The sequence below is a fragment of the Thermocrispum sp. genome (genome assembly GCF_002919275.1).
Classification (GTDB): domain Bacteria; phylum Actinomycetota; class Actinomycetes; order Mycobacteriales; family Pseudonocardiaceae; genus Thermocrispum; species Thermocrispum agreste.
On record NZ_PKFA01000048.1, the window covers coordinates 1 to 25,490 of the forward strand.

The 25,490-nt window shown below is 70.0% G+C and carries 19 protein-coding genes; 7 read left to right on the plus strand and 12 right to left on the minus strand.

Going from position 1 to position 25,490, the window contains the following annotated elements; all coding sequences use genetic code 11:
• The 6 genes from CXP56_RS10795 to CXP56_RS10820 form a co-directional block, all read right to left on the minus strand.
• A partial coding sequence (locus CXP56_RS10795; protein ID WP_502694572.1) for a 2-oxoglutarate dehydrogenase E1 subunit family protein occupies positions 1-292 on the minus strand: 292 nt, incomplete at its 3' end.
• A gap of 85 nt (positions 293-377) precedes the next feature.
• Positions 378-4,169, minus strand: a complete 3,792-nt coding sequence (locus tag CXP56_RS10800; RefSeq protein ID WP_286901023.1) for an ABC transporter ATP-binding protein — start codon at positions 4,167-4,169, stop codon at positions 378-380.
• 92 nt (positions 4,170-4,261) lie between these two features.
• Positions 4,262-5,170, minus strand: coding sequence for an ABC transporter permease (locus tag CXP56_RS10805; protein ID WP_028847714.1), 909 nt, complete (start codon positions 5,168-5,170; stop codon positions 4,262-4,264).
• Positions 5,170-6,396 carry an ATP-binding cassette domain-containing protein gene (locus tag CXP56_RS10810; protein WP_051310161.1) on the minus strand — a complete coding sequence of 409 codons (1,227 nt, stop codon included), beginning with the start codon at positions 6,394-6,396 and terminating at the stop codon, positions 5,170-5,172. The genes CXP56_RS10805 and CXP56_RS10810 overlap by 1 nt, the downstream gene beginning before the upstream one ends.
• 689 nt (positions 6,397-7,085) lie before the next feature.
• Positions 7,086-8,204, minus strand: a complete 1,119-nt coding sequence (ald, locus tag CXP56_RS10815) for an alanine dehydrogenase (RefSeq protein WP_286900991.1) — start codon at positions 8,202-8,204, stop codon at positions 7,086-7,088.
• Between the two features lie 82 nt (positions 8,205-8,286).
• Positions 8,287-8,796 (minus strand): CGNR zinc finger domain-containing protein, encoded by a 510-nt coding sequence (locus CXP56_RS10820; protein ID WP_169725242.1) that lies wholly within the window; start codon positions 8,794-8,796, stop codon positions 8,287-8,289.
• Positions 8,797-8,973: 177 nt separating this feature from the next.
• On the opposite strand from CXP56_RS10820, the gene CXP56_RS10825 reads away from it, so the two are divergent.
• The 3 genes from CXP56_RS10825 (at position 8,974) to CXP56_RS10835 (ending at position 13,185) form a co-directional block, all read left to right on the plus strand.
• A complete protein-coding gene (locus CXP56_RS10825) occupies positions 8,974-9,870 on the plus strand; it encodes a substrate-binding periplasmic protein (protein ID WP_169725243.1) in 897 nt (298 codons plus the stop codon).
• Between the two features lie 647 nt (positions 9,871-10,517).
• On the plus strand, positions 10,518-12,305 hold the full coding sequence (gene ggt / locus CXP56_RS10830; RefSeq protein WP_038045023.1) for a gamma-glutamyltransferase: 1,788 nt from the start codon (positions 10,518-10,520) through the stop codon (positions 12,303-12,305).
• Between the two features lie 34 nt (positions 12,306-12,339).
• Positions 12,340-13,185 (plus strand): alpha/beta hydrolase, encoded by an 846-nt coding sequence (locus tag CXP56_RS10835; RefSeq protein WP_028847719.1) that lies wholly within the window; start codon positions 12,340-12,342, stop codon positions 13,183-13,185.
• A gap of 231 nt (positions 13,186-13,416) precedes the next feature.
• Here the strand turns inward: CXP56_RS10835 and CXP56_RS10840 are convergent, their stop codons facing one another.
• The 4 genes from CXP56_RS10840 to CXP56_RS10855 form a co-directional block, all read right to left on the minus strand.
• On the minus strand, positions 13,417-13,881 hold the full coding sequence (locus tag CXP56_RS10840) for a pyridoxamine 5'-phosphate oxidase family protein (protein ID WP_028847720.1): 465 nt from the start codon (positions 13,879-13,881) through the stop codon (positions 13,417-13,419).
• A gap of 771 nt (positions 13,882-14,652) precedes the next feature.
• Entirely contained in the window at positions 14,653-15,357 is a 705-nt protein-coding gene (locus tag CXP56_RS10845; RefSeq protein WP_051310162.1) for an anti-sigma factor family protein, read from the minus strand.
• On the minus strand, positions 15,354-15,875 hold the full coding sequence (locus CXP56_RS10850) for a sigma-70 family RNA polymerase sigma factor (RefSeq protein ID WP_028847721.1): 522 nt from the start codon (positions 15,873-15,875) through the stop codon (positions 15,354-15,356). Before CXP56_RS10850 ends, CXP56_RS10845 begins: the two co-directional genes overlap by 4 nt.
• On the minus strand, positions 15,820-16,974 hold the full coding sequence (locus CXP56_RS10855; RefSeq protein WP_084609199.1) for an MASE1 domain-containing protein: 1,155 nt from the start codon (positions 16,972-16,974) through the stop codon (positions 15,820-15,822). Before CXP56_RS10855 ends, CXP56_RS10850 begins: the two co-directional genes overlap by 56 nt.
• 103 nt (positions 16,975-17,077) lie before the next feature.
• Between CXP56_RS10855 and CXP56_RS10860 the strand changes: the two genes are divergently transcribed.
• The 3 genes from CXP56_RS10860 to CXP56_RS10870 are packed head-to-tail and all read left to right on the plus strand — an operon-like array spanning position 17,078 to position 20,240.
• Positions 17,078-18,073 (plus strand): glycerophosphodiester phosphodiesterase family protein, encoded by a 996-nt coding sequence (locus CXP56_RS10860; RefSeq protein ID WP_028847722.1) that lies wholly within the window; start codon positions 17,078-17,080, stop codon positions 18,071-18,073.
• A 9-nt stretch (positions 18,074-18,082) separates the two neighbouring features.
• Complete coding sequence (gene ligD / locus CXP56_RS10865) at positions 18,083-19,060, plus strand: non-homologous end-joining DNA ligase (protein WP_028847723.1); 978 nt, start codon at positions 18,083-18,085, stop codon at positions 19,058-19,060.
• A gap of 7 nt (positions 19,061-19,067) precedes the next feature.
• Positions 19,068-20,240 (plus strand): lactate 2-monooxygenase, encoded by a 1,173-nt coding sequence (locus tag CXP56_RS10870; RefSeq protein ID WP_286900994.1) that lies wholly within the window; start codon positions 19,068-19,070, stop codon positions 20,238-20,240.
• A 490-nt stretch (positions 20,241-20,730) separates the two neighbouring features.
• On the opposite strand, the gene CXP56_RS10875 is transcribed toward CXP56_RS10870, so the two are convergent.
• Positions 20,731-21,888, minus strand: a complete 1,158-nt coding sequence (locus CXP56_RS10875) for an acyl-CoA dehydrogenase family protein (RefSeq protein WP_028847725.1) — start codon at positions 21,886-21,888, stop codon at positions 20,731-20,733.
• Between the two features lie 222 nt (positions 21,889-22,110).
• Between CXP56_RS10875 and CXP56_RS10880 the strand changes: the two genes are divergently transcribed.
• Complete coding sequence (locus CXP56_RS10880; protein ID WP_353744546.1) at positions 22,111-25,086, plus strand: type II toxin-antitoxin system Rv0910 family toxin; 2,976 nt, start codon at positions 22,111-22,113, stop codon at positions 25,084-25,086.
• A gap of 32 nt (positions 25,087-25,118) precedes the next feature.
• Here the strand turns inward: CXP56_RS10880 and CXP56_RS10890 are convergent, their stop codons facing one another.
• The gene (locus CXP56_RS10890) at positions 25,119-25,472 is read right to left on the minus strand and encodes a hypothetical protein (RefSeq protein ID WP_286900996.1); all 354 of its coding nucleotides are present in this window, start codon (positions 25,470-25,472) and stop codon (positions 25,119-25,121) included.
• Between the last annotated feature and the right edge of the window lie 18 nt (positions 25,473-25,490).

Below are 25,490 nucleotides of genomic sequence, written 5' to 3' on the forward strand. Positions count from 1 at the left end.
CCGGCTCGGTGGTGCCCGGCTCGGTGGTGCCCGGCTCGGTGGTGCCCGGCGCGGTGGCCTGGCTGGTGCCCGGCCTGCCGTCCTGGCGCGCACCCGCCGGGGCTGGTGCCGTCCGGGTGGTCGCCTGGCGCTTGGCGGTGGCCGCCCCGTCACTGCCCTGGGACGGCTTGAAGTCGGCGAAGAAGTCATGCCAGGCGGCGTCGACCGATTGCGGGTCGGCGAGGAAACGCTCGTACATTTCCTCGACCATCCACTCGTTGGGACCGAACTGGGAGGCTGGACTGGTGGTCACGACTGAGATTCGCCTCTATTCGTGAGCTCGTAGTAACCGGAATGCGAAGCTTGCGCCACTACCAGGCTAACCCGTGACTCCTCACTTAGTTGCCCGGGATCATGGGCAGGGATTCACGTTCGGCCGCGCGCCAGAACCTGGCGTACGGGCCGTCCGAGGACAGCAGCTCGGCATGCGTTCCGACCTGCGCAATTCGTCCTCGTTCCAGCACGACGATGCGGTCGGCGCGGGCCGCGGTGGCCAAACGGTGCGCGACCACGACGGTGGTCCTGGACCGGGCCACGGCCTCGCTCGCCGCCAGCACCGCCGCCTCGGTCGCCGGGTCCAGTGCCGCGGTGGCCTCGTCGAGCAACAGGATGTCCGGGTCGAGCAGTTCGGCGCGGGCCAGCGCGACGAGCTGCCGCTGCCCGGAGGAGAGGTTCTGCCCGCGCTCACCGACCTGCTGATGGAAGCCGTGCGGCAGCGCCGCGACAGCGGGCAGCGCGCCGACCGCGCGTACTGCCGCTTCGACTTCGGCGTCGGTGGCCCCCGGCCGTGCATACCGCACATTGTCCGCGACCGTTCCGGAGAACAAGTGCGCTTCCTGCGGGACGATGCCCATTCGGCCGCGAAGAGCTGCCAGGTCGTAGTCGCGGACGTCCACCCCGTCGATGAGGACCCGGCCCGAGCTGGTGTCGTAGAACCGGGCGAGCAGCTTCACCACGGTCGACTTCCCCGCGCCGGTGGCACCCACCAGTGCGACCGTTTCCCCGGGTGCGATGTGCAGGTCGAACCCGTGCAGCGCCGGTTCGGCGGCGCCGGGGTAGGTGAAGGACACGTTCTCGAACCGCACGTCCCCCCGCAGCCGCTCACCGACCGCGACGGGTGCCGGGGGTGGCGGGACCGAGCTGCGGGTGGCCAGCAGGTCGCCGATCCTGACCAGGCCGACCTTGGCCTGCTGGTAGCCGTCGAAGATGCTGGACAGCTCCTGGATGGGGGAGAAGAACATCGTCAGGTAGAGCAGGAACGCCATCAGCACGCCCGGCGTCAGGTCGTCGACCGCGACGCGGTTGGTGCCCACGTACAGCACCACGGCCTCGACCACCTGGGACAGCAGCGAGACGAACGGGAAGTACGTGGCGATGTAGCGCTGGGCGCGCAGCCTGGACCGCCGGTAGGCGTCGCTGCGGTCGGCGAACGCCCGCGCCGAATGTTGCTCGCGCGTGTACGCCTGGGCCACCCGCAGGCCGGTGACGTTCTCCTGCATGTCGGCGTTGACCACGCTGACCCGCTCCCGGGCTTCGGTGTAGGCACGCGACGACTTCCGCCGGAAGATCACCGTCGCCACGATGAGCACGGGCATGACGGCCAGCGTGATCAGCGCCAGCGAGACGTCGGTGACCAGCAAGGCCCCGGTGATGCCGACCAGGGTCAGCACGCTGACCACGGCGCGGGCCAGACCGGTCTGCAGGAACGTGGACAGCGCGTCCACGTCGGTGGTCATCCGGGTCATGATCTTGCCGGCCAGCTCGCGCTCGAAGTAGTCGAGCCCGAGCCGCTGCAGGTGGGCGTAGCAGCGGACGCGCAGCAGGTACAGCACGCTCTCGCCCGCCCGCGCGGTGACCACCGTCTGGGCGGCGATGACCGCCCAGTTCAGCAACGCGATCAGTGCGCCGCACGTGGCGACGACGAGCACGACCGTCGTCGAACCCGCCACCACGCCGTCGTCGACGCCGACTCGGAACAGTGACGGCATCGCCACCGTGGCCAGCGCGTCCGCGGCGACCAGGACGACCGCCGCAAGCAGCAGCCAGCGCACCGGGTGCAGCAGCCGGGACAGCCGGAAGTCCGGGTCGTCCGCCGTCGGGTCCTGGCCGGCGATGTGCGGGGTGTCCCGCGCCGGCGGCAAAGCGCGCACCTTCGCCAGCAGCTCCGGCGTCGGCGGCACGTTGAACCGGGCGGGACCACCGGGACCGCCGCGGCCCATCGCGGGCTCCGGTGGCGGGCGGTTCGCCGCGAGCTCGGCGAGGTGATCGACGTCGTCCTGCTCGGTGCGCGGCCACAGCCGCGCGGTGGTGCCGGAACCGTTGCCGTCTGCCGGCAAGGACGGCAACGCCGCGGGGTTCTCCACGTCGTCGTCCGGCCCGGCGATCAGCTCCCGGAACAGCGCACAGCGCTCCCGCAGCTGGGCTTCCGTGCCGATGTCGACCACCCGCCCGGCGTCCAGTACCGCGATCCGGTCGGCCAGCGCCAGTGACGACCGGCGGTGGGCGATGAGGATCGTGGTCCGGTCCTTGGTGACGGCGCGCAGCGTGGCGTGAATGGCCGCTTCGGTGCCGGCGTCGACCGCGGACGTGGCGTCGTCCAGCAGCAGGATTCTCGGGTCGGTCAGCAGCGCCCGCGCCAGCGCCAGGCGCTGCCGCTGCCCTCCGGACAGCGTCAGGCCGCGCTCACCGACCACGGTGTGGTAACCGTCGGGCAGGTTCTCGATGAACTCGTGTGCCTGTGCGGCCTTGGCCGCAGCGACGATCTCTTCGTCGGTGGCGTCGGGGCGGCCGTAGGCGATGTTGTCGCGCACCGAGGTGGAGAACAGGAACGCTTCTTCGAACACCACCCCGATCGCCCGGCGCAGGTCGGTCAGCCGCACGTCCCGGACGTCGACACCGCCGACTTCGATACGGCCTTCGTGCACGTCGTAGAAGCGGGGGAGCAGCAGGGACACCGTCGACTTGCCGGACCCGGCCGTGCCGACGAGCGCGACCGTCTCCCCCGGCTCGACATGCAGCGACAGCCGGTCGAGCACCTTGTCCTCGCGCGTGTAGCCGAAGCTGACGTCGGTCAACCGCACCGAGAGTGGCCCGGCGGGCAGCTCGCGCGGCTCGTCCGGGTCGGTGACCTCGGGCTGCGCGTCGATCAGCTCGTAGACCCGTTCGGCGCCTGCGCGGGCGATCTGCGCCTGGATGATCAGGCTGGTGACCATGCGCGCGGGCGACACCAGGCCCGCGACGTAGGACGCGAAGGCGACGAACGTGCCGAGCGAGACGTCGCCGTGGAGGGCCAGCAAGCCGCCGACCGCCAGCACGGCCACCTGGCCCGCGGCGGGCAGTGCGGCCACCGAAGCCATCGGGATCGCGGTCAGCCGCGCGGCCCGCATCTTCTCGCCGAACAGCTTGCGTGCGGCGCGCTCGAGGCGGGCCACTTCCCTGGCCTCCTGGCCGAAACCCTTCACCACGCGCACGCCGGTGACCGTCTCCTCGACGTGCTGAGCCAGGTCGGCGGCGCGCTGCTGCGACGACCAGATCGCCGGGAACACGCGCATGCGCGCGGCGGCGACCGCCAGGCCGATGGCCGGGGTGACGATCAGGGCGATCAGTGTCAGCAGCGGCGACATCCACAGCATGGCCCCCAGGGCGAGCAGCAGGTACACCGCCGAGCCCACCGAGAGCGGTCCTTGCATGAGCAGGCCGACCATCAGCTGCAGATCGGTGATCGCCCGGGAAGCGATCTGCCCGGTGCGCAGCGAGTCCTGCGCACCGCCGTCCAGCCGGGAGACCGCGTGGAAGACCTGCTGGCGCAGGTCGTGCTGCACGTCGAGGGCGAGCCGTCCGCCGAAGTAGCGCCGCGCGAACGCGGTGGCGAACCCGAGCAGGGCGAGGCCGATCAGCCCGATGGCGAGCACACCGAGCCGTCCGGTGTTGCCCGCCATCGCCTCGTCGATGGCCTGCTTGACCAGCAGCGGTCCGGCAGCGAGCGACCCGACGCCCAGCACGGCGGCCCCGAACGCCAGCACCACCAGCCACGGGTGCCGCCAGCACGCGGAGACCAGCCGCCGCAGCCACCCGGCGGACGGGGAGGAAACAGAAGGGCGGGGTGCCCGCTGCCGACGTTCGATGCGCATCTCGGTCGGTACGGACACCCCGCCAGGTTACGGAATCCTGCGGCCGTGCCGCCGCCCCGGCGACCGGCCGTCGCCGGGGCGGGGCGGCGGGCTCATGTGATGTCGCGCTGGTAGGTGCGCGCCAGGCCGAGGCCGAAGAACAAGAGCACCCAGCCGAGGAAGATCGCGACGCTGGCGCCCCAGCCGAACGAGCCGAGTGCGCCCGCGCCGAACCGCAGCAGCGAGGACGCCCTGTCGACGATCTCCTCCGGCAAGGTGCCGCCTGCCATGTCCTCCAGCTCGCCGACGATGTTGGACGCGGCCGCGGCGCCGGTGATGCCGTTCGCCGCGCCGTTGGGGAACGCCCCGGCGACGGTCGGGCCGATTTCCTCCGAATTGCTCGCGGAGATGGCCGCGAACGTCATGTCCATGCCGGGACCGACCAGCAGCCCGTAGACGAGCAGCACGACCACGGTGCCGACGGACGAGCCGATCAGGGCTCCAACGCCGAGGCCGAGCAGGGTCCACAGCACGCACGACAGCAGCCCGGATGCGGCGATGGTGATCCACATCTCGCCGTCGACCATTCCTTCGCCGCCGACGCCGAACAGCAGCCCCAGCGAGGCGCCCAGGATGATCACCACGCCGAAGATCGCGCCCCACAGCACGTAGGTGATCGCCTTCGCGCCGAGCAGCGTGCCGCGGTTGGGGGCGGTCAGGAAGCTGGTGGTGATGGTCTTCCTGCCGATCTCCACCGCCAGCGCCATACCGCCGAAGATCATCGGGAAGATCGTGGCGATGTTGATCGCCCTGGTCAGGAAGATGGCGTTCACCGACAGGTCGTTGAGGTCGACGGCGGCGTACCGGCGCAGGTCACGGTTGATGTCCCGGGCGATTTCGTCGAACGCCGACGACCACATCCACGCCCACAGCAGCGCGACTACGAGCGCGGTGAGCAGCAAGCCCAGCCACAGCTTGGTGGTGACGATCTTGCGGAACTCCGCCTTGATGAGCCTGCCCATCAGCCCTGGCCTCCCCAATTCGTGCCGCCCTGCTGGCCGTGTCCCGGTTGCTGTCCCGGTTGCGGGCCGCCCTGCCAGCCCTGCTGCGGCTGACCGCCCTGCCAGCCCTGTTGTGGCTGGCCGCCCCAGGTCTGTTGCGGCTGGCCGCCCCAGGTCTGCTGCGGTTGCTGCCAGCCGCCCTGCTGCGGCTGCTGCCACTGGCCTTGCTGCGGGGCGTACGGGTTCTGCTGCGGGACACCACCGCTCGGCGTCCAGGAACCCTGCTGGCCGCCCGGTGCGAACTGCGGCGGCAACTGGCCGTACTGGGTTTGCGCGGGCGCGGCGTACTGCCCGCTGGTGAGCTGGAAGAACAGCTTCTCCAGGTCCGCGCGCTCTTCCTCGACGCCGTACAGTGCGACGCCTGCTTTGGCCGCCACGTCACCGACCTGCTGCACCGTCGAGTCGTACACCGCGAGCCTGCCGCCCTCGATGGTCTCCACCCGGGTGATGCCCTGCTCCTTCAGCGCGGTGGTCAGCTTGTCGTTGTCCGACGCGTGCACCAGGATCCTGGTTTGCTGCTGCTTGCGCAGCTGGTCCAGCGGTCCGTAGTACATCGTCTGGCCTCGGCTGACGATGACCACCTGGTCGATGGTCTGCTCGAGCTCGGCCAGCAGGTGCGACGACACCAGCACGGTGCGGCCTTCCCTGGCGAAGTTGCGCAGGAACTGCCGCAGCCACGCGATGCCCTCCGGGTCGAGGCCGTTGGCCGGCTCGTCCAGGATCAGCACCTGCGGGTTGCCCAGCAGCGCGGCGGCCAGTGCCAGCCGCTGCCGCATACCGAGCGAGAAGCCGCCGACCTTCCGGTTGCCCGCCTCGGACAGGCCGACCAGGCCGAGGACCTCTGCCACGCGGGTGTCCGGGACACCGATCGCCGCCGCGTAGACCCGCAGGTGGTTGCGCGCGGTGCGCTTGGGGTGGAAGCCCTCGTTCTCCAGCACCGACCCGACGACGGTGGCCGGGTTGCCGAGTTTGTCGTGCGGCAGCCCGTTGATGGTGGCCATGCCCTGGGAGGGCCGTACCAGGCCCAGGATCATCCGCAGGGTGGTGGTCTTGCCTGCACCGTTCGGGCCGATGAAGCCGGTGACCGACCCCGGCTCCACGGTGAAGCTCAGATTCGACACCGCCTGTACCGCACCGAAGTTCTTGCTCAGGTGCTGTACGACGATGCGGCCACTGCCGTCATGCATCACAGCTCTCCGTCCGTTTCACGGGCGATCCGCACAGCTCGTGCTGCGCCATCCTGCCGTACTCGTCGGTCCATCCGCCGTTGGTTCCGATGAATTTGCCGAAGGTTGCCACGCAACCGTCCGTGTTCCCCTATGGTGGTAATTGGCGGCCTGCTCCCAGTGACCCCCAGGCTGGTCGAGCGGGCCGCCCTTTTGTGCCTGGGCACCTGCCGACTGCGGGCTTCGCCGCCAGGCCATCCGCGGTCTCCTCGGGTATGCGCGGGCACGGCCGTCGCAGATCTGTCGCGGCAACCGCACAGCGGGCAGGCTATCGGTTGCCGCGCGCGCGGCCGCGCAACCCTCGCCGTAGTGCCGATCACGATCCTGTGACGTGCGGCTCCGCGCGACAGTTTCGCGCGGCCGAGTGAAGCATGGTGACCTGCGACACCACGGCGCTCTTTGCTTGCTGGAGAGCGGCCTGGGCGCAGGCGACGTTCGCGGCGGGGAGTACCGGGATGGCTGCGACCTGGTGATGGCGGCCTTGTGCCACTGCACAGACGCCAGGCTGACCCGCGGCGCCGGGCACGGCCCCACGGTTCCGGGTACGGCCCCCGCGGTTCCGGGTACGTCGGCAGGTGTCGGTCAGCGCTGCGCAGTTGGCTGCACCGGCCGTGCCTGACCGCCCCGGAACGGTCCGGTTTTGCGTGGTGTCATGAGCCGAGCACGCTCGTCAGTTCCACGGCCGGAAGGTCGTGAGCGCTGGCCACCGCCTCGTTGGTCAGCGTCCCGGCGTGCGTGTTGAGCCCGAGCGCGAGGGCTTCGTCGGCCGTGGCTGCGGCCCGCCAGCCGCGCTCGGCGATCTGGACGACGTACGGCAGCGTGACGTTGGTCAGTCCGTAGGTGGAGGTCCGGGGGACGGCGCCCGGCATGTTCGCCACGCAGTAGAACACCGAGTCGTGCACCTCGAACGTCGGGTCGTCGTGGCTGGTCGGGCGGGTGTCGGCGAAGCAGCCGCCTTGGTCGACCGAGATGTCCACCAGGACGCTGCCCGGCTTCATCTGCGCCACCAGATCGTTCGACACCAGCTTGGGGGCCTTCGCACCGGGCACCAGCACCGCGCCGATCACCAGGTCGGCCTGCAGCACGGCCTCCTCCAACGCGAGGGTGCTGGACGTCAGTGTCACGATCGCGCCGTGGTACTGCGCGTCGATCTGGCGCAGCCGGTCCACGTTGGTGTCCAGGACCTCGACGTGCGCACCCATGCCGAGCGCCACGCGAGCCGCGTTCAGGCCCGCCACGCCTCCGCCGATGACGACGACACGCGCCGGGTGCACACCGGGAATGCCGCCGGGGAGAACGCCACGGCCACCGTTGGGACGCATCAGCGCGTTGGCGCCGACTTGCGGTGCGAGCCGTCCGGCTACTTCGGACATCGGTGCCAGCAACGGCAGAGCGCCGGACGGCAGCTGTACCGTCTCGTAGGCGATCGCTGTCGTCCCTGCGGCCAGCAACGCTTCGGTGAGCTGCCGGTCGGCGGCCAGATGCAAGTAGGTGAACAGCGTCAGGTCGGATCGCAAGAACGGATACTCGTCCGCGATCGGCTCCTTGACCTTGAGCACGAGCTCGGCATCGCCCCACACGTCCTCGGCGGTGGAGACGATCTTGGCACCGGAGGCCACGTACTCCTCGTCGGGAATGCCTGCGCCGAGGCCGGCCTCGGCCTCCACGTACACCTCGTGACCGCGCTCGGTCAGCTCGCGTGCCCCAGCCGGGGTCAGCGCCACGCGGTACTCGCGCTTCTTCCGCTCCTTGGGAACGCCGACACGCATGGCCGACCACCTCCCCACCTGCGGCGCTGCTGGCGTGGTTGCCTCCACTATGGCGCGTGCCGGAGGCGATGTCACCGATCGATCAGCGGGTCTTGCCTCCGTCGCGGGAGCGCCAGGCGTGCTGTTTGGCGCGATTGCCGCAGATCCGCATCGAGCACCAGCGGCGGGAGCGGGCCTTGGAACGGTCGTAGAAGGCCCATCGGCAGGCGTCGTTGGCGCAGACCTTCATGCGCGACCAGGTGCCGTCCGCCATCGCGCCGATCACGATGGTCAGCAACCGCCCCACCGCCTGGTGGACCCCGTCGCCGCGGGCGTGCACCTGCCACGAGCCGGATGGGGTGAAACGGACGGCCAGACCGACGCGCGCGGCCGTCGCGTTCAGCCGGTCCAGCACGGCGTCGCCGAGCCGACCGTTCCGATGCACGCCGAGGACATCGCGCAAGGATTCGCGAAACGCCACAACCTCGTCGCGATCCGCACGGTCCAAGGTGTCGACCGACCGATCGAGCAGGTCTTGTCCACGCAACCAGCGCAGGCATGCCTCCGGGGTCGCCAACGTGTCGTTGCCGGCTTCGATGTCGCAGGTGTTCACGAACCGGCGGACGACCTCCAGCCGCCCGGGAGCTGCCGCGGATTGCGTGGCAGGCATCCTGCAAGTGTAACCGGATTGACGTGTGATGCAGTTACGGATAGGTTGCCCGCCCGTGATGCCCCGACAGTCATGTTCTTCGTCGTTGCCGACCACAGGATGGTGAGAAGGACGTTCGCCGTGCTCGCGGCGAGTGTGCTGCTGGCCGGATGCGATGCCGGTGACGTCCTCGGCTTCGGGACCGGCGACGAAGAGGATCGGCCGTCCGAGCTGGTCTTCGCCGGATGCCCTGGTGGCGGGAAGGAGACCGTCACCGTCGGGCTCACCCCCGAGGAGGCTTGGGGGAACCGGCTCGGGCCGACGTTGGAACCGCCGGCGCCGGACGCGAACGGCAGGGTTGCGGTGGACGGCTTCCGGGTCGCCGTCGCTTGCGAGGTGGCGAAGCGCATTCACGGCGACGACGTGACCGTGAAGTGGAAGGTCCTCAACTCCAGGTACGACCTGGAAGATGCGGTGACGAGCGGCGAGATCGATCTGATGTCCTCGATCTCCGCGCCGTACGCCGAGCACAGGACCAGCATGCTCTTGACGCGGTCCTACTACGTCAGCGGTCCGGCGATCCTCGTCACGGCGCAAAGCGGTCTGAAGGACTACGACGACCTGAACAAGTCCGGCAAGAAGCTGTGCGACATGCTGGTGGCTCTCGCGGAAGATCTGCCGGACGATCAGTTCGAGATCGTCAAGGAGCACAACACGTTCGTCTGCCTCGAGAAGCTCGCAGCAGGCGAGGTCGACGGTGTCCACGGCGATGCGCTCGAGCTGGCGGAAATCGCCTACGGCCGTGATCCGCAGCTGAAGCTGCTCGACATGCGCAAGCCGATCGCGCAGGAGATGGCCCTGCAAACGCGTGTCGTCGACTACGCCATGGGTGTGAACCCGAACGTGGCCGGGCTGCGGAAGAAGGCCGATCAGGCAATGGCGGACGTCATTTCCGACGGCACCTGGGAGAAACTCCGGAAGCACTATCTCGATCCGGTCGGGTATCCGGCCAAACAACCACCGCCGCCGGAGGGATGACGGAATCTGCCGGTCGCCGGGGTGTCGGTCCGCGCTGATCGGCACCGCGCGGCTGGCCGCCGTCCACCTGACGCGCCGCCCCTCGCAAGGCTGCGAAAGTCTTCGGTGAGATGTTTCCCGGTGTGCATGCGGGCGGCGGACAGCGGCAGCCACGGTGTGCCGACGGAGCTGATGTTTCCCGGTGTGCATGCGGGCAGCGGCCGACGTGGCCGTGACGACCGTGGTGTCAGCCGCCTGTGGGGTGCAGCCCGTCAGGAGGAAGCCGAGAAGCCTGCCTGGCCGGAGAGGCCGACCAGGTACCGGTGGGCCTCATGGCGATGGACCCTGGACGAACCACGCCTGCCGCTGCGGGAAGCCCGCCGAACCATCCGGCCGGGAGCTGACCCGGTCAGGGACTGGTGGCGCTCACCCTCGATGCGGCGGAGGCGGAGCGCCGGCTGCTGACGCGAGTGGCACGTCATTGTCGGTCGAGCACGTTCCGACGACGACGTGGAGTTGCCAGAATCCGAGTGGTGACCTGCGCAGACGCCGCCGACGGTGGCGACAGCACGCGCTGACGGAAATTTTCCCATTCGCGCCGGAGGGTGGTGCTCGGGCACCGAACGGAGCATGATCCCCAATGGCCGAGGAGTCGGAAGGGGATCGTGATGGGTTCACGCGGACTGTTCGCCCGTGGCGCGGCACTGGCCTCGATCGGTGCGCTGACGCTGGGCTTGGTCGCCCAGCCTGCGGCCGCCGAGCCGAGGCACTGGCCGCTGACCAAACAGCCGGTGGCGGTCGGCTCCGGCGGTGCGGTGGCCACCGTGGACGTCGAGGCCACCCGGGCGGGCTTGTCGGTGCTGCGCAAGGGTGGGAACGCGGTCGATGCGGCGGTCGCCGCGGCCGCGGTGCTCGGGGTGACCGAGCCGTACTCGTGCGGCATCGGCGGTGGCGGTTTCATGCTGATCTACACCGCCAAGGACAAGAAGGTGCACGCGATCGACCACCGGGAAATGGCCCCGGCGGCGATGCAGCCGGACGCCTTCTTCGAAAACGGCAAGGTGCTGCCGTTCGACGACGCCCGCTACAGCGGACGGTCGGCGGGCGTGCCGGGCACGGTCGCCGGGTGGGAGGAAGCGCTCAAGCGATTCGGCACCAAGTCACTGCGCACGGTGCTGCAGCCGGCGATCAAGGTCGCCCGCGACGGCTTCGTGGTGGACCAGACCTTCGCCGACCAGACCGAGGACAACCGCGACTACTTCGACGACATCCCGTCGTCGGCCGCGACGTTCTTGGATCCGGACGGCACGGCACCGGATGTCGGCAGCACGTTCCGTAACCCGGATCTGGCCAAGGCCTACGAGCGGATCGCCCGCTACGGCGCCAAGGGCTTCTACCAGGGGCCGATCGCCGAAGCCATGGCCGAGGCGGCCAGCAATCCGCCGGTGGCCGAGGACGCCAACCACGTCTGGCGTAAGGGCTTCATGACCACCGAGGACATCAAGAACTACCGCGCGGTGTGGCGGACGCCGACCAAGGTCACCTACCGTGGCCTGGACGTCTACGGCATGGCGCCGCCGTCCAGCGGCGGCTCCACGGTCGGTGAGGCGCTGAACATCCTCGAGGGCTACGGCCTGCGCTGGATCAAGCGGGACGAAGCGCTGCACTACTTCCTGGAGGCCTCCCGCTATTCGTTCGCCGACCGCAACGCCTACGCCGCGGACGCCGATTTCGTCGACGTCCCGCTCAAGGGCCTGCTCAGCAAGGACTTCGCGGCCGAGCGCCGTGCGCTGATCACCGGCAAGGCGGCGGGCGTCGTCGAGCCTGGCGACCCGTGGCCGCACAACGGCGGTGGCTCCGGCGGCACGCCGTCGGTGACCCTGGAAAAGGGCACCTCGACGACCCACCTGACGGTCGCGGACAAGCACGGCAACGTGGTGGCCTACACGTTCACCATCGAGTCGACCGGGGGCAACGGCATCACCGTTCCGGGCTGGGGCTTCTTGCTCAACAACGAGCTGACGGACTTCAACTACGACTCGACCACGCACGTCAACCGGGTCGAGGGCGGCAAGCGGCCGCGCAGCTCGATGTCGCCGACCATCGTGCTGGAGCACGGCAAGCCGAAGCTGGCCGTCGGCTCGCCCGGCGGCTCCACGATCATCACCACGGTGCTGCAGATCCTGGTCGACCGCATCGACCTGGGCGCCACGCTGCCGGAGGCGATCGCGGCGCCGCGGGCCACCCAGCGCAACGGTGAGACCACCTCGGCCGAGGCAGCCTTCATCGACAGCCCGGAGGGCCAGGCCCTGCAGGAACGCGGGCACAAGTTCACCGACGGCGGGGAGATCGGCGCGGCGACCGGCATCGAGTTCCTGCCCGGTGGCAAGCTGCTGGCCGCGGCGGAGCCGGAGCGGCGCGGTGGTGGATCCGCCGGGGTGGTGCGACCCTGGTAGCCGCGACGGGGCGGCCGTCCGGTAGGACTGAGGCATGAGCGTGCACGCTGACGGCTGGTTCACCGGCGCCGCAGGAAAACGGATCTATTGGCAGTCGTGGCTCCCCGACGGGCAACCTGTCGGCGTGGTGGTCGTGCTGCACGGCTACGCCGAGCACAGCGGCCGGTACGTGCACGTCGCGGAGGCGCTGAACGCGGCCGGTTATGCCGTGTATGCGCACGACCACCACGGCCACGGCCGGTCCGAGGGGTCGCGGGCGAACATCGGCTCGTTCGCCGGGATTCTCGTGGACACCGACCGGCTGATCCGCAAAGCCGCGGCGGCCCATGACGGTCTGCCGGTGTTCCTGCTCGGCCACAGCATGGGCGGGCTGATCGCCGCGGCCTACGTGTGCGAGGTGAGCGGGCTGACCCGATACCCCCTCGCCGGGGTGGTGCTGTCCGCACCGGCGCTGGAGATCGGCGTCGGCTCCCCGGCGGAGCGGGTCGTTGCCAGGGTGTTGTCGAAGATCGTGCCCGACCTGCAGGTGGCTCCGTTCGAGTCGGGCAAGATCAGCCGCGACCCGCAGGTCGTCGCCGACTACGACGCCGACCCGCTGGTGTACCGGGGCAAGATCAAGGCCCGCACCGGTGCGGAGGTCATGACCACCGTGCAGCGGGTCCGCGACAGCCTGGCGAAGATCGACCTGCCGTGCCTGGTGATGCACGGGGGTGCGGACGAGGTGGTGCGGGTCTCCGGGTCGCAGCTGCTCACCGAGCGGGTGACGACCGCGGACCTGACGTTCACCGTCTACGACGGCCTGTACCACGAGATCTTCAACGAGCCGGAGCGCGAGCAAGTCCTGGCGGACCTGGTCGGCTGGCTCAAGGCGCGGACCTGAGCGCCCACGGCGGTTGCTTCCGGCCGGGGCCGGTCGGCGCGGTCACCGCGTCGACCAATGCCAGGTGGGTGAACGCCTGCGGGAAGGTGCCCAGCCACCGCCCCGCTGTGCGGGTCGATCTCCCCGGCGGCACGTCGATCTCCCCGGCAGCACCGGCGGGTGGGAACCGACCGGTGCCGCCGCTGTGGTCCTGCGACGCGTTTCGCGCATCCGCAGGCGTGAGGCGATCCGCTAGTACCCACCGCCCAGCTTGCGGTGGTCCCAGCTGGTGCGCTTGCGCTCGACGAACTGCAGGCCGACCCGCTTGGCGGCCTGCCTGCGCATCATCTCCTCGGCTCCGGGAGCCAATCCGGCACCACCGGTGTAGCGGTGGGCGAGCTCGACACCGATCCCGGTGACGGTGTCCAGGTCGCGATGGATCACCACGTCGCACTCGAACGTCACTCCGCGCAGCTCGGAGTAGTCCACCCCGGCCTCGACTTGCAGGGTGGCTCGCGGGTCACGCTCCAGGTTCCGCACCTTCTGCGACTTGCCGTACGTCCACGCCCAGATCTGGCCGTCGCGCACGACGAACCACAGCGGCGCCAGGTGGGGCCAGCCGGATGGGCCGATCGTGGCACAGGTGAGGGTGCGCTGTTCGTCGAGGAACGCGGCGACCTCGGCGTCGGTCATCGCGATCTGCTTTCTGCGGTGCATGGCCAGAAGGCTGCCACGCGCCGCCGCGCTGTGGCTACGGCGGCCCGGCAGCCGCACCCGGCTGTGCGCTCCGGCTACCGAGTGTGGCGGCTGTGGCTACCACCTACCGGCAACAGCGCCCTGGCAATTGCGCTGGGTGCCGACCTCTGGCCACGCGCCCTGGCTGGGTTGCTGTGCGGTGGCTACCGCTTGCTGGGGATCGACCGTGGGTAGCGTGCTGTGGGCTAGTGCGTCGTGGTTGGGGTGTTCCGGTTGCCGTCCCGTGGCTCCGGCTGCGTGGCCACGCGCCCTGGCATCTGGCTGCTGCGTCCTGGCCACCGCGCTGTGGTTACCGGACGCTGGCTGCCACATCGTGGGCTGCTTGCTGGCCACAGCGTCTTGGCTGGGGCGTTGTGCAGCCGTGCAGTGGCTACGGCGTCCTGGTAACGCGCTTGAGGCTCGACTGCCGCGCCGTGGTTGCCGCGCGGGGCAGCCCTCTGGCCATGCGTCTTGGCTGGGTGGCCGTGTGGTGGCTGCCACCTTCTGGTGGTCGACCGTGGGCTCCGTGTTGTGGGCTGATGCATCTTGGCTGGGGTGTTCCGGTTGCCGTCCCGTGGCTCCGGCTGCGTGGCAACTGCGCCTGGCACCTGACTTGCCGCGCCCCGGCTACCGGGCTGTGGCTACCGGGCTGCGGCCAGCGGACTCCGGCTGCTGCGGGCTGCTGACCATGGCGCCTCGGCCGTGCCGTTCCGACTGCCGTGCGGTGACACCGCCACCCGGCAACCGACCCTGCTACGGCAACGTGAGCACCTTGATCTTCCGGTCGCCGTAGACGCCGAAGATCTCCACCTGGGCGATGTCGGTCCGTGGCACGGCGGTCGTGCCGGTGAACGTGTAGGTCATCCCAGGCCCCGCTCGCCAGCTACCCACCTGATGCTTGTTGCCGTCGGTGTCGGTCACATACATCAGGTACTCGACCAGCTGAGCGTTGTCGCGGGAGTTGCCGGAGTACCGGCACACGCCCTCGATGCGGGTGCCCCACGGCCCGCCGACCAGCCGGGCCTCGGCGCTGATCGGGCTGGGCGCCACCTTCCTCATCGCCGTCATGCTCGGCAGCTGCGGCGCCGTCCCGGTGTCCGCACCCCACGGCACAGCCAGCGCGACGATCGCCGCGGCCGCGGCGGCGGCGGTCGCGATCCCCGCGGTGCGCCACCACGCCCGCCGTCGCGATCGCCGCTGCCGCCGTTCGGCGACGTCGAGCAGCTGGGGCAGCAGATCCGGTGGCCTGGGTGGCTGAGCCGATTCGTCGAGCAAAGCGTAGGCCTTCTCCGGGGCCAGCGAGGACAGCGGGCCGGCGAGCCCGGTCAGCGCCGTGACCGCGGACGCGCACGTGTCGCACGACGCCAGGTGCTGCTCGTACTCGCGGCGCTCGCTCGGCGAGAGTGACCCGAGCACGTACGCGGCGTCCCATTCCCGGTACCGGTCCGTGGTTGTCACTGGCTCACCCCTCTTTCTTGCAGTGCGAGCCGGAGTGCGCGCAGGCCGTAGTGCAGCCGCGACTTCACCGTGCCGGCCGGAATGTCGAGTTCCGCTGCGATGTCCGCGATCGAGCGGCGCCCGTAGAAGGCGTAGACGATCACGGTCCGGTGCTCGAGCGACAACTGCGCCAGCGCGTCGGCCACCAGCCACGAATCCAGCAGAGCGTCGGTGTCGTCTGCCGACTCGGCGCCATGGTCCCGGGCCGCCGGCAGCTCGTCGTGCGGCACCTCGCGCCGGGTCTGCGCTCGTCGCTGGTTGTCGACCACGAGGTTGCGTGCCACGGTGAACAGCCACGCCCGCGGTGAGGTGTGCCTGCGGGCCAGCGCCCCCGGGCGCTGCAAGGCGCGCAGCAAGGTCTCCTGCACGACGTCGCTGGCCAACTGGGGATCACCGGTCAGGCGCAGCACGAACCGCCACAGATCAGGCGCGTGTTCGTCGTGGAGGGTCCTCAGCAGTGCGGCGCGGTCGTCGGTCATCGATCACTCCCACCCGCACAACGGATGCCGAGGCCCCCGGGTTCACCGGCGCGGACCGGCCGTTGCCGGACAAAGCCGACGCGATGGCCTGCTCGAGTCCCGGATCCGCGTCCGGTGCCGCCGTGGTGGCACGGTGGATCGCTGCCAGGGTACGTTTCCCGAGCCCGGTTTCTTCACTCAGGCGGGTGAGTGCGGTGGCCAGCACCTCGCAGGTTTCCTCCACCGCTTCCTGTGCCTTGTTGCGTTCGGTGATCGCGGTGGACAGCAGCAGGGCGATCAGCGCCAGCGAGCCGTTGTAGACCTGCAGCGTGATCATGGTCGCCATCACGGACTTGTCGGCGAACGGTCCGCCGCCCTCGATGGCGGCCAGCGTGACCAGCACCGAGATGAGCAGTGCGCACGTCGCTGCGCCGAGCACCTCGAACCGGACTGCCGCCCACACCAGCGGGATCACCGTCGGGAAGAGAATGCCGATCGACGTCTCGGTCCCGAGCACGGCCGCGCCGACGGTGCAGGTCAACAGCACCGCCGCCTCGGTGTGCCGGGTCTGCGAGCCGAGCAGCCGCGGACGCCAGTGCCATAGCGCGAACAGTACCGGGGTCGTCATCAGCACACCCATGGCGTCGCCGGCCAGCCAGATGGTCCATGTCGTCCAGTACCCCACGGGCGGCAATGCGTCGGCGACCAGCATGGACGTCGTTCCCAGCGTGGCGCTGAGCGACACCGCCACGATGCCGCCAAGCACGATGAGGGCGACCGCGTCGCGGATGCGGTCGAACTGCGGGCGGAATCCGACCAGCTTGAGCAAGCGCCAGGCGACGACGGAGGAGGCGGTGTTGCCCAGCGCGTTCAGGACGACGACCAGCGCCGGGCCGCCGAACGCGATCGTGGTCAGCAGCGCACCGGCGAACACTCCCGGTGTGGCCCGCCACCCCCATTGGACCAGGCAGAACAGCGCGACCCCGGTGGACGGCCACAGCGGGCTGATCTGACCTTCGGCCAAGGTCAGGGACAGGCCGGCGAGACCAGCGAGCCAGTACGCGAGGGCGGTGCCCACGACGATCATGACCGTGGCGATTTTCGGGCTGACGGTAGGCATGGCCACCCCTCGCAGTGAATGCCGGAAAGTCTGGTCCCGCACTCGATGTCGTAAATGATCTTTGTAGTGCTACTTCCGACTCACCCGGGCTAAAGTGCACTCCATGCGCAGAGCCGCCGTGTTGGTCGTGATCTTGTCCCTGTGCTTGATTTCTCCCGGGCCCGCCGCAGGGGCTGCGGGCAAGACCAAGGACAACCCGTGGCTCCAGGACAGAGTACTCAACATGGCGCATGCTGGTGGAGAAAATGAAGCGCCGGCGAACACGATGTACGCGTTCAAGCGAGCGGTGGCGCTCGGCGCGGACATGATCGAGCTGGACGTGCACGCCACCAAGGACGACCAGTTGGTGGTCATTCACAACGCCACCGTCGACCAGACGACCAACGGCACCGGCCGGGTGCGCGACATGACGTACGAGCAGGTGCACGCGCTGGACGCCGCCTACAACTTCATCCCGGGCAGGCATGCGGTGCCCGGCCAGCCGCCCGAGGCGTATCCGCTGCGCGGGGTACGGACGGGGGAAAAGGAACCGCCTGCGGGCTACCGGCCGTCGGATTTCGCCGTTCCGAAGCTGGCCGACGTACTCGAGGAATTTCCGGACACGCCGATCAACATCGAGATCAAAGGCACCAGCGACACCGACGTCGCCTCGTTCCTGCACAACGCGAAGCTGCTTGCCCGCCTGCTGAAGAAGACCGGGCGCACGGATTTCATCGTGACGTCGTTCAACGACCTGGCGGTGGCGAAATTCCACCTCATGGCGCCGGAGATCCCCATCGCGCCGGGGATGGCCGGGATCGCGGCGTACTTCCTGCTCGGCGTCAAGCCGATGCCCGGAACGGTCGCGCTGCAGGTGCCGGTGCGCTACCAAGGGCTGGAGATCGCCACGCCGGAGTTCATCCGGCGGGCCCACCGCGACGGGTACGCGGTGCACGTGTGGTTCAGCGGAACGGCGCCGGACGACGAAGCGACATACAACCGGATCATCGACGCGTGCGCCGACGGACTGATGCCCGCCTACCCGGCGCTGCTCGAGCGGATCCTCGACGAGCGCGGCATCGAGCGCCCGGGCAAGCCGGGCGTCGACCCGTGCGGATGAGAGGCGGCCATGGCGCACAAGCCGGACGAGATCCGGGCCGGTGTCGAGCTGTCCAGCTTGGACTCCGGGCTGTTCGACGGTGCCGATGCGACGAAGCGCGACCTGATCGACTACCTGGACGCGGTGGCCGATCGGCTCCTGCCGGGCCTAGCCGGACGCCCGTTGTCCGTGGTGCGGGTGCGGCCGGGTCAGGAACCGTTCATGCAGAAGAACGTGCCGAAGTACGCCCCGGAATGGATCCGCACGGTGGATGTGTGGGCGCAGTCGTCCAAGCGCGAAGTCAGCTACGCGCTGTGTGACGACCGGCGGACGCTGCTGTGGTTCGCCAACCAGCGAGCCGTGGAGTACCACCCGACGTTGGTGCGCGCGGACGACTGGGAGCATCCGGACTACCTGGTGCTCGACCTCGATCCGCCCGCCGGGGAGGGTTTCGCCCCGGTCGCGCGGGCCGCCAGGCTGGTACAGCAGGCGCTGGACGACGTCGGACTGCAGGGTGCGGTCAAAACCAGTGGTTCGAAGGGCGCGCACATCTTCGTGCCGTTGACCGGAGCGTCGGCCGACGACGCCGCCGCGGCCACGCGTGCCATCGCGGCGCGTGCCGAGCGAGTCGACCCCTCGGTGGGCACCACCGAGTACGTCAAGGACAAGCGTGGCGGGAAGGTCTTTCTCGATTCGACCCGGGCGTACGGAGCGACCGTGGTGGCCGCGTACAGCCCACGGGTCCGGCCTGGCACGACGGTGTCGTTCCCGGTGAGCTGGGACGAGTTGGAGGACGTCGATCCGCGCGAGTTCACCGTGCGGACGGCACTCGAGCGGCTCGGCGACGCCGATCCGTGGGCGGAGGCGATGCCCGAGCCGCAACAGCTGGCCGACGACCTGGTGGCCGAGGGGATGGAGATCCCGGTGGCACGGGTCGTGGCGATGCACGAAGGAAAACGACGCAAGCGCGAACGAGAGCGCGAACGGGAGCGGGAAGAGGGGCGTTGACACGGCGATGACGCAGCCGGGGAACTTCAGTGATCACCAGCTGGCCATCTACGCGCAGGGCATGTTCGGCGGTGGCAAGCCGTCGTGGACGACCAATCTGGCGCGGCTGGAGGAGTACGCGCGCCAGAAGCTGAGCCCGGAGGCTTTCGGTTACATCGTGCCCAGCGCGGGGGACAGCGCCACGACGCGGGCCAACCGGGCGGCGTTCGACCGGTACCGCATCGTCCCGCGCATGCTGCGCGGGCGCGCCGAGCGCAGCTACCGGACCACGGTGCTGGGCACCGACATGCCCGCGCCGGTGATGATCGCGCCGCTGGGGGTGCAGAACCTCGCCCACCCGGACGGCGAGCTCGCCACGGCGCGGGCAGCTGCCGCGCTCGGACTGACGTACGTGCACTCCACACAGGCCTCGCGCAGCTTCGAGGAGGTCGCGGAGGCGGCGGGGGACGCGCCGCGCTGGTACCAGCTGTACTGGCCGACCGACGACGAGCTGTGCCTGAGCTTCCTGCAGCGCGCCAAGGAGAACGGGTTCAGCGTGCTGGTGCTGACCGTGGACACCGTGCTGCTCGGCTACCGCCCGGCCGATCTGGACCGCGGCTACCTGCCGTTCCTGGCCGGCGACGGGATCGCCAACTACTTGACCGACCCGGTCTTCCGCAGCAGGCTGGCCAAACCGCCGGAGGAGGACATGACCGCCGCCGCGCTGCAGTTCGCGCAGGTCTTCCCGCACGCCGGGCTGAGCTGGGAGCGGCTGCCGTGGCTGCGCGAGCACTGGGACGGGCCGATCGTGATCAAGGGCATCCAGTCGGTGGCGGACGCCAAGGCGGCCGCCGACGCCGGCATGGACGGCATCGTGGTGTCCAACCACGGCGGGCGGCAGGTCGACGGGGCGATCGCTGCGCTGGACGCGCTCGGGCCGATCGCCGAGGCGGTGGGCGACGAGCTCACCGTGCTGTTCGATTCCGGCATCCGCACCGGAAGTGACGTGGTGAAGGCGCTCGCGCTCGGAGCGAAGGCCGTGCTGATCGGGCGGCCGTTCGCCTACGGGCTGGCGCTCGGTGGGCAGGCCGGGGTGGAACACGTGCTGCGCTGTCTGCTGGCCGAGTTCGACCTGACCATGGCGCTGTCCGGGCTCAGCATGGACGACCTGGAGCCGGGGATCCTGGCCACGGCCGGCTGACCGACCGCGGCACGGGCCTGGTCGGCCGGGGTGTGGCCGCGGTGCGGTACGAATCGAAGCTGCTTCGCGGAGTGCGTCGATATCACCGTCGGTGATCGCTGCGGTGGGACCGTGGGCGTCCTCGGCTCACACGAGGGGGCCTGGAGGACGTCCCGAGGACACGGTGTCGCGGCAGTCCTGGATCAATGCGCAGGACGATCCCGAGTGCCGAAGCGGCGGCACGAGATCCAGTGCGAAGCGATGACCGTCGCTGCGGCTGGAGAACGATGGTCGCTGCCGCGCGTGCCAAGCGCGCAAGCTCCGTCGTAGGCAGTGGAAGGCGTGCGCTCGCGGTGACTGTTGTATGTCAGCGATCAGTACCGGCCAGCCGGCGCTGCGATTGCCGCTGCCCGTTCGGGCGAGACCGTGATCTAGGCACTCATCCGAGCGCGCTGGTCGGCGGCTTGCCGCGCCGGCCGGCCCGGACGCGGGGCGTCGCCGCCCCGCCGCCCTACAGACCCATGTTCTTGGCGATGATCACCTTCATCACCTCGGACGTCCCGCCGTAGATCCGGCTGACCCGGTTGTCCGCATACAGCCGGGCGATCGGGTACTCGTTGATGTAGCCGTACCCGCCGTGCAGCTGCAGGCATCGGTCGATGACCTTGGATGCCGTCTCGGTGCAGAACAGCTTGGCCGAGGCCGCGTCGGCCGCGGTCAGCTCCCCGGCGTCGTGCGCGTCCAGCGCCCGGTCCACCACGGCTTGGCAGGCGTCCACGTCGGCCTGGCAGGCGGCCAGCTCGAACTTGGTGTTCTGGAACGACGCCAGCGGCTTGCCGAACACCTTGCGTTCCAACACGTACTCCTTGGTGAACCGGACCGCGGCCGCGGCCTGGGCGTAGGCGGACACGGCGATGCCGAGCCGCTCCTGCGGCAGGTTCTGGCCCAGGTAGGTGAACCCCATGTTCTCCTCGCCCAGGAGGTCCTCGACCGGCACGCGCACGTCGGTGAACGACAGCTCCGCGGTGTCCGAGACCCGCAAACCGATCTTGTCCAGCTTGCGGCCCACCCGGTAGCCCTCGGACTTGGTGTCGACCACCAGCAGCGAGATGCCGTAGCGGCGGTCGTCCGGCTTGGGCGGGGCGGTGCGCGCGCACACGATGACCCGGTCGGCGTGCACGCCGCCGGTGATGAACGTCTTGGCGCCGTTGAGGACGTAGTGGGTGCCGTCGTCGGACAGCTTCGCGGTGGTCTGCATCCCGGCCAGGTCGGAGCCGGTGTTCGGCTCGGTCATCGCGATGGCGAACATGATCTCGCCGGTGACCATGCCGGGCAGCCACCGCCGCTTCTGTTCCTCGGTGGCGTAGGCCAGCAGATACGGCAGGCACAGCCCGATGTGCACGCTGCTGCCGCCGAACGACACCCCGGCCCTGGCCACCTCCTCGGTGATCACCGCCTGGAACTTGTAGCCGCCCTCGCCCGCGCCGCCGTACTCCTCGGGCACGCCGATGCTGAACACGCCGAGTTCACCGAGCCGGTAGTAGAACTCCCGGGGGACGATGCCGGCTTCCAGCCATTGCGGGTACACCGGAACGACTTCCGACTCGATGAACGCGCGGAGGGTCTTGCGGAAATCCTCGTGTTCGGTGGTGAAGACGGTGCGCCGCACGGCGACTCCTTTTCCTGAACGCGGTGGCCTCGGCCGCAGCCCGGCCGATCTGCGGTTTCGTTCGTGGTGTCCGAGCACGTCCGCCCCCTGCGGGTGGGTGCGGCCGGTTGCCCGTGGCGGGCGCGGTCGCGGCGAAGTTGGCCGAAGAAATCAGTCGCGCTGCGCCCTGGTGAGCCACAATGCCCCAACATACATTCCGAACGGACGGTAAGTGGAGGGCCGATGAGCGACGCACTGCGCAAGGTTCGTGCTCAGCTGCGCGGCGCTCGGCAGCTGACCAAGGCGGCAGCGTCCGACAAGCGCGTGCGACGGGAACTTCTGCGCGGGTTGTTCGGCCGTTCGCGCCGAGCCCACCGGGCCGCCGGGCCCGGCGGCGAGCCCGGTGCCGCGCAGTCGTCCGGTGCCGACGGGGCCGACGGGTACCAGCCGCCTGCCGGGCTCGCCGAGTGGGCCGCGCACACCCACGCCGAGCAGGTCGTCTCGGCCTCCGTGGCGGACACCCTGGCGTTCGTGTCCGATCCCGGCCGTTTCCCGGAATGGCTCACCACGCACACCGGATGGCGCGGGGAAGCACCGCAGGGTGCGCGCGAAGGGGAGACGTTCGTCCAGCAGGCCAGAGTGATGGGCATCCCGGTCGACGTGACCTGGACGGTCGTTTCGGTCGGCGACAGCGGGCTGGAGCTGCACGGTCTCGGCCCGATGGGGGTGAAGTTCGCCTTCTGGATCACGGTGACCGAACATCCCGACGGCGCCAAGGTCTTCTTCGACGCCGGGCTGGACGGGCAGCCGATCAAGGGACCCATGGGGGCGTCCGTGCTGCGCAGCCTGACCGACGAGCTGGAAGCGTCGCTGGCGCAGCTGGCCGGGGTGCTGGCCAACGAGGACTCGCCGGGCCGGGCCAGGCGTGCGCCGGTGAAGCATCAGGCCACCGGCGAACTGCTGGATCCCAACACCCCGGTGCTGGTCGGTGTCGGTCAGGTGGTGCAGCGAGAAGGGGGCACCAAGGACCCGGCCGCCCTGTCCGTGGTCGCGCTGCGCCGGGCGGCGGAAGACGCGGGAGCGGGCGGCGACCTGCTCCGCAGCGCCGATGCCGTGTACGCGGTGGCCAGCGCGTCGTGGACCTACAACGATCAGGCCGCGGCCGTGGCGGAAGGAGTCGGCGCGAAGCCGAAGAGCACGGTGCAGTCCACTCCGCTCGGCGGTGACGGCGCACAGCTGCTGATCAACGAAGCCGCGCAGGCCATCGCGGACGGTGCGGCGTCGGTGGTACTGCTCAGCGGCGCGGAAGCCGGGGCCACGCTCGCCGCGACCGACGGCACCCCGGACTGGCCGGTGCAGGACGCGAGCGTCCGGCCCACCAGGGTGGTGGGCATCGACCGGCCCGGTAACCACGAGGCGGAGACCGCCGTCGGGCTCGGCATGCCGATCTACATGTATGCGCTGCTGGAGACCGCGGTGCGGGCACAGTCCGGGCGTGACCCGAAGGAACACCGGGACGCGGTCGGCCGGATGTGGTCACGGTTCTCCGCCGTGGCGGCGAAGAACCCGTACGCGTGGCAGCCGCAGGAATTCAGCGCGGAGGAGATCGTCACGCCGAGCAAGGACAACCGGATGGTCTCCGCCCCCTACACGAAGCTGATGTGCGCGAACCTGCAGGTCGACCTGGCCACCGGGTTGATCATGTGCAGCGCGGCGGCCGCGGAGGCGGCGGGCATCCCGCAGAAGAAGTGGGTGTTCGTGCACGCCGGCGCCTCCGGCCACGACGAGTGGTTCGTCGCCAACCGCGCCTGGCTGGCCGCGTCACCGGCGATCAACGCGCTGGGCAGGGCGGTGATGGAGCACGCCGAGGTCACCGCGGACCAGCTCAAGCACGTCGACCTCTACTCGTGCTTCCCGTCCGCCGTGCAGATCGCCGCCAAGGAGCTCGGCCTGCCCACCGACGATCCGGACCGGCCGCTGACCGTCACCGGGGGGCTGACGTTCGGCGGCGGTCCGGGCAACAACTACGGCAGCCACGGGGTGGCTTCGCTGGTGCCGTTGCTGCGCGCCGAGCCCGAGGCGTACGGCCTGGCCACCTCGCTCGGCTGGTATCTCACCAAACACGCCCTGGGGGTCTATTCGGCGAAACCGCCGAAGCGTCCGTTCCGGCACCTGCAACCGGTCATCGAGCATCCGCCTGCCCGGCCGGTGCGGACCGACTACCACGGACCGGCCGTGGTGGAGGCCTACACCGTGCCGTACAGCAGGGAAGGGGAGCCCGAGGCGGCCATTCTGAGCGTGCTGGCCCCGGACGGAGCCCGCGCGCTGCTGCGGACCACGCAGGCCGAGGTGATCGAGACGTTGCTCGACACGGACGCGGTCGGGCGTCCGGTGGACATCGCCGAGGACGGCACCGTGACGCTCGGCGAAGGGAGCGTGGAACTGCCCGAACCCCCGCCGCCGCCGGTGCTGACCGAACGGCGCGGGCCGACCATGATTATCACGCTGAACCGGCCGGAGGTCCGCAACGCGATCGACGTGGCCACGGCGGCCGCCCTGGAACGGGCCATCGACGTGTTCGAGGCCGATCCGCACGCCCGGGTCGCGATCCTCACCGGAGCGGGGGGCTCGTTCTGCGCCGGCATGGACCTCAAGGCCGCCGCTCGTGGTCAGTTCCCGGTCACCGAGAAGCGCGGCCCGCTCGGGTTGACCGCGGTGCCGCCGAAGAAGCCGTTGATCGCCGCTGTGGAAGGGCACGCCCTGGCCGGTGGGTGCGAGCTGGCGCTGGCCGCGGATCTCATCGTCGCCGCCGAGGACGCGCAGTTCGGGCTCCCGGAGCCCAAGCGGGGGCTGGCCGCGGCCGCGGGCGGGGTGATGCGGCTGCGGGAACGGCTGCCGCGCAACATCGCGATGGAAATGGCGCTGACCGGCGACCCCATGCCCGCGCAACGGCTGGCCGAGCTGGGGTTGATCAATGCGCTGGCCCCGGCCGAGTCGGTGCTGGATGCGGCGCTGAAGCTGGCCGAGCGGATCGCCGGGAACGCGCCGATCAGCGTGGAGGTGAGCAAGCGCATCGTCGACGAGTCGAGCGACTGGTCCACCACCGAGGCGTTCGCCAAGCAGGCCGACATCGCGGCGGCCGCGCTGGCGTCGGAGGACGCCACCGAGGGTGTGCGGGCGTTCGCCGAGAAGCGCGACCCGGTGTTCAAGGGGCGGTAGGCCGAGACGGGAGAGCCGAGGAGAAGGCCTCGCTAACGCTCCGGGGGACGATCCCCGGCCGTCTCGATGAGGCGGATGCCATCCCGGCCATGCCCGCTGTCCGAGGAGGATGGAGCCCGGTCGGCGCCGCCAGGTCGGGTCGGGTGCTGTGCAGGCGGAAATACAGGGCTGACGACGCCGTCCGGGAGCTTGTGGGAATCGAAGGTGCCGATGACCACGCGTTGCTCGTCGAGTTCGTCTGCGCGGTTGTCCAGCAACGCGGACATCGAGTCGCAAATGCCTGCGAGCTCGCGAAGCCGCTCAGGTGACAGCGAGCCGTCGGCACGTCGATCGTCGAGCAGGGCGTGGCCAAGGATTTCGAGTCGCACTAAGTGCGACAACGTCATGTTCACCCGGGGGAGGGA